This window comes from Treponema sp., from assembly GCF_052169735.1.
Taxonomy (GTDB): Bacteria; Spirochaetota; Spirochaetia; order Treponematales; family Treponemataceae; genus Treponema.
On sequence record NZ_JBQNBW010000108.1, the window covers coordinates 1 to 3,904 of the forward strand.

The following is a 3,904-nucleotide window of genomic DNA, read 5'->3' on the forward strand; positions in this document are numbered from 1 at the left end:
CCTTTTGAAAATAGACGGTATAGATACGAGGCGCGAGCAAAAATTAACCGCAGGCGTATCTTTGATACGTTGAGGATTAATTTTTGCGCAGCAACGAAGTAGATATGCCGTATATTTTCAAAAGTCAAGTCTATTCTAAACAATGCCAATAGTATATAGTATCTCAGTATGTTTAATCTAGGAGATGTTGAGAAAAAAAACGGTCTTCCGCTAAGGCTGTCTGCGATAGTGCAAAAAAAAGTGAAATTAGCGGCGTTTACAAGTTTCAAAATTGGCGGTAATGCCGATATATATAGTATACCGTCTTCGTTGGAGGAATTAAAAGACCTACTCTCGTTTTTTTATGCGGAACAGATACCGGCGATACTGATGGGCGGAGGGTCTAACCTGCTGATTCCCGATACCGGAATAGCCGGTGCGGTTGTGCATACAAAGGGATTAAATACTATCAAGTTGCATGAAGTGAATGGCGAGCCGCTTGTTGAAGCTGATGCCGGTGTGTTGATGCAGGATGTGCTGGAGTTTTGTGCCGCAGAGGGCTTAGGCGGTTTGGAAGATTTTGCTGGGCTGCCCGGAACAGTGGGCGGCGCTGTGTTTATGAATGCACGGTGTTATGAAAAGTCCATTTCTGATGTATTAGAGTCTACATCGGTGCTGTATTTTTCTGAAAAAGGCTTTATAATAGAAGAACGTACTTATCGCCATGAAGAATGGGGATATAAGCATTCTCCGTTTCAGCCGGTAAACGGGCGTTTAGCGGCGCTGGATGCCGGACGGCTCGTCATTGTTGGGGCAAAGCTCAAAACGGTAAGACGAGAGACCTCGTTGATTCGGGAAAAAATGCAAGAGCGGATTGCTGATAGGACAGCAAAGGGACAATTTCGGCTTCCGTCTGCCGGCAGTGTGTTTAAAAATAATCATACCTTTGGGAAACCGTCCGGTAAACTTATTGATGAAGCCGGTTTGAGGGGCTTCCAAATTGGCGGCGCTCAGGTTGCGCCCTGGCATGGTAATTTTATTGTGAATACCGGTTCCGCAACGGCAGAGGACGTTATGGAATTGATAAAAACCGTTCAGGAGCGGGTAAGGGGGCAGACCGGCTTTGAGCTTGAGCCGGAAATTATTTTTGCCGGATAAGGCATGACCGGATAACACTAAAATTTTTTTAGAGGTTTCCGGCTCTATACATCGTGCGGCAGGCGCTTTTTGTATTCATGCAAAAGTGATACAGGGCATCTCTAAAAATCAAACCGAGTTTTTAAAGATGCCCCAATGAATTGATAGAAAGTAAGAGGGGAGTAAAGTGCTTCAATTATCTTTTGTAAATTTTAAACGCGGGTCTTATATTCTAATTGAAGGAAAATCCGATACTGACCGCTTTTATATTATCCAAAGCGGACAAGTACAAGTCGCAAAACAAAAAGAGGTTGTTGCGGAAGAAGAAGGAAATCTGCTAGGTCCGGGGGACTTCTTAGGGGTTGTTGCTTGTATGGCACACCATAGTCAGATTGAAACGGCTATTGCAGTGTCGGATGTCGTGCTGATTGCCGTACATTACGCACAATTCCCGGAACTTATCGAAAAGAATACTCCTATTGCTATGAAGATTATCTATTCGTTCAGTAAGAAAATGCGGTATTTGGACGAAGCACTGACCCGTATAACCTTGAAGCGGAATATTGAAACTGATATTTCTCACCTTTTTACCATCGGCGAATATTACCTAAAAATGTCTAAATTTGAGCTGGCATTATATGCCTATTATCATTACCTTAAAGAAAAACCGGACGGACAGTATGCCGAACACGCACGGAAGCGCTTTATGGCAATTAAGTCTACCGGGGTAAAAGCTCCTATTGAAATGCTTGAGCCGGACACAAAGCAGATGGTACGGGTATATAACCGTGAATCAATGATATTTTGTGAATGCCAGTCAGGAGCAGAACTGTATATTATTCAAAAAGGACGGGTGAAAATCTCAAAAATTGTTGATAACAGTGAGGTTCTGCTTGCCGTATTAAAAGAAGGGGATATGTTTGGGGAGATGGCATTGCTCGAAAATAAACCCCGCTCGGCGACAGCGATTACCGCAGCGGAACAATGCCAGCTTTTGGCAGTTAACCGGCAGAACTTTAACCAGATGGTTGCCACCCAGCCGCAGTTGATTGCCCGGCTTACCACGACCCTTGCCGATCGTATTTGGGCAATGTATAAACAGCTTGCGAATACGCTCATTCCTGTCCCTATCGAGAAAATGTATGATATGCTGAGTATTCAGCTTGAAAAATTACGGATTGAACCGGGGGCAAACAAGCAGCATATTTTCCTTTTTGGTCCTACAGAGCTTGCGAAGATGTGCAGTATTCCTAAGGAGCAGGTTGCACAAGCTATCAGTACATTTTTAAAAGCCCCGATTGTGCGCAGTACTAACGATAGTATCGTTATTACCGATACGCTGGAACTGTCAAAACAGACGGCATATTTCAAGAAAATGCAGGAAATAGAACAAGCCCGCCAGCAGGCACGGGACAATGAGCCGAGCTATCGCGGAAAACCGGTACGGTAGAGCGGTACCGAAAAAAGCGAGGTCAAAAATGAAGGCTTTTTTATCTACAGTTCTACTGATGATTATAGTAGTGTTTCCGCTTACTGCTCAAACGGCAGCAGCACCGCAAAGTACGGCTGCTCCATCCAATACCGGTACACAGCAGGATGCGGTAGTCCTCCCTACAGAATACCGCGGTATACAGCTCGGCATGGATATTGATATGGTAAAAGACACACTTAAAAGCGATTCGATATTTGGTTACCGCGGCGAACGGGATGTGTCGCTGCTGCCGGTGGAAAATAGAAGTCTTATCGAATCGGCAGGACTTTCTTTTATCAGCAGATCATGGTTTCAGTTTTATAAAGAGCATCTTTACACTATGATTTTCAAGCTGAATACCGATACGGTAGACTATTATTCGGTATATGCGAAATTCTGTGAAAAGTATGGGGAGCCTGCTTCCATCAATCCACAGCGGGCTGTGTGGGAAAATGAAACAACCCGCATTGTTATTGAGCGTCCGCTTATTGTAAAATACATTGATCTTACGGTATTCAATGAATTGATTTCTCAGAGCACCACAGAACGAGCCGACTCATCAGCTAACCGCCAAAGCTTTATTGACGGATTTTAATAAGGCTGATAGGCTCTATGAACCGCTTTGCTCATAAGTATGTACCCTTATCCTCATTTCTGGCAGTGGTGTATCTGCTGTTGACTATGGTCATGCTGTTATCCTGTACGAAAGGGCAGCAGATCATACCGCTGAGTATTGTCCGGCAGGGAACGGAACAGGATGTACAACTTTCTGTGGAAACCGCTGTAACGGCAATAGAACAGCAGCAGGGATATATGCACCGGAAAGAAATTCCGGACGGCACCGGTATGGTGTTTATCTACAAAAGCGATGCCCAGCTCAAATTTTGGATGAAAGATACGCCGCATCCGCTCAGCATTGCCTTTATCGATTCTGCAGGACGTATACGGGAAATATATGATATGCAGCCGTTCAGCTTAGCTGTTATCTCCAGCACTCACTCGGTGCGGTATGCGTTAGAGGTGCCGCAGGGCTTCTTTACCCGCGCCGGCATTGCTGCAGGTGATAGGCTCAGTAAAGAGAGCCTACAAGCCATAAAAACAGCTGCGAGCCTTGCAAATTAGGACAGTATTAGCTCTTCCATTTTCCATGTATCAGGAGTTTCATCGGTAATGCTATCGCCGAAGACAGCCCCTATACCGATGATTTTCTTTCCGCTCATACGGTACTTATCCGCATAGCCTTTCTCTTTTATCTGATTCAGCGCTTCTTCCGCCGTTGCCGCACTCATGAGCTTAAACTCAAAGATATATACACAG

The 3,904-nt window shown here is 44.8% G+C and carries 5 protein-coding genes; 4 read left to right on the forward strand and 1 reads right to left on the reverse strand.

The genetic code is table 11. From position 1 onward, the window contains the following. Window positions 1-168 precede the first annotated feature (168 nt). The 4 genes from murB (at window position 169) to ACTTJ8_RS11490 (ending at window position 3,709) form a co-directional block, all read left to right on the forward strand. Entirely contained in the window at window positions 169-1,137 is a 969-nt protein-coding gene (gene murB / locus ACTTJ8_RS11475) for a UDP-N-acetylmuramate dehydrogenase (RefSeq protein WP_442721265.1), read from the forward strand. Window positions 1,138-1,303: 166 nt separating this feature from the next. Beyond that, a complete protein-coding gene (locus tag ACTTJ8_RS11480; protein ID WP_442715710.1) occupies window positions 1,304-2,566 on the forward strand; it encodes a Crp/Fnr family transcriptional regulator in 1,263 nt (420 codons plus the stop codon). Window positions 2,567-2,624: 58 nt separating this feature from the next. Beyond that, entirely contained in the window at window positions 2,625-3,182 is a 558-nt protein-coding gene (locus ACTTJ8_RS11485; RefSeq protein ID WP_442719812.1) for a hypothetical protein, read from the forward strand. 86 nt (window positions 3,183-3,268) lie between these two features. Then, complete coding sequence (locus ACTTJ8_RS11490; RefSeq protein WP_442719813.1) at window positions 3,269-3,709, forward strand: DUF192 domain-containing protein; 441 nt, start codon at window positions 3,269-3,271, stop codon at window positions 3,707-3,709. Here the strand turns inward: ACTTJ8_RS11490 and ACTTJ8_RS11495 are convergent. Beyond that, window positions 3,706-3,904 (reverse strand): PD-(D/E)XK nuclease domain-containing protein (locus ACTTJ8_RS11495; RefSeq protein WP_442721266.1); only part of this gene is annotated, 199 nt, incomplete at its 5' end. The two genes, ACTTJ8_RS11490 and ACTTJ8_RS11495, sit on opposite strands and share 4 nt — an antisense overlap.

What these genes read in the sequence shown, in the direction of transcription:
- ACTTJ8_RS11485 (WP_442719812.1), top strand. Translation starts at nt 2,625, where the DNA reads ATGATTATAGTAGTGTTTCCGCTTACTGCTCAAACGGCAGCAGCACCG.
- murB (WP_442721265.1), top strand. Translation starts at nt 169, where the DNA reads ATGTTTAATCTAGGAGATGTTGAGAAAAAAAACGGTCTTCCGCTAAGG.
- ACTTJ8_RS11490 (WP_442719813.1), top strand. Translation starts at nt 3,269, where the DNA reads ATGGTCATGCTGTTATCCTGTACGAAAGGGCAGCAGATCATACCGCTG.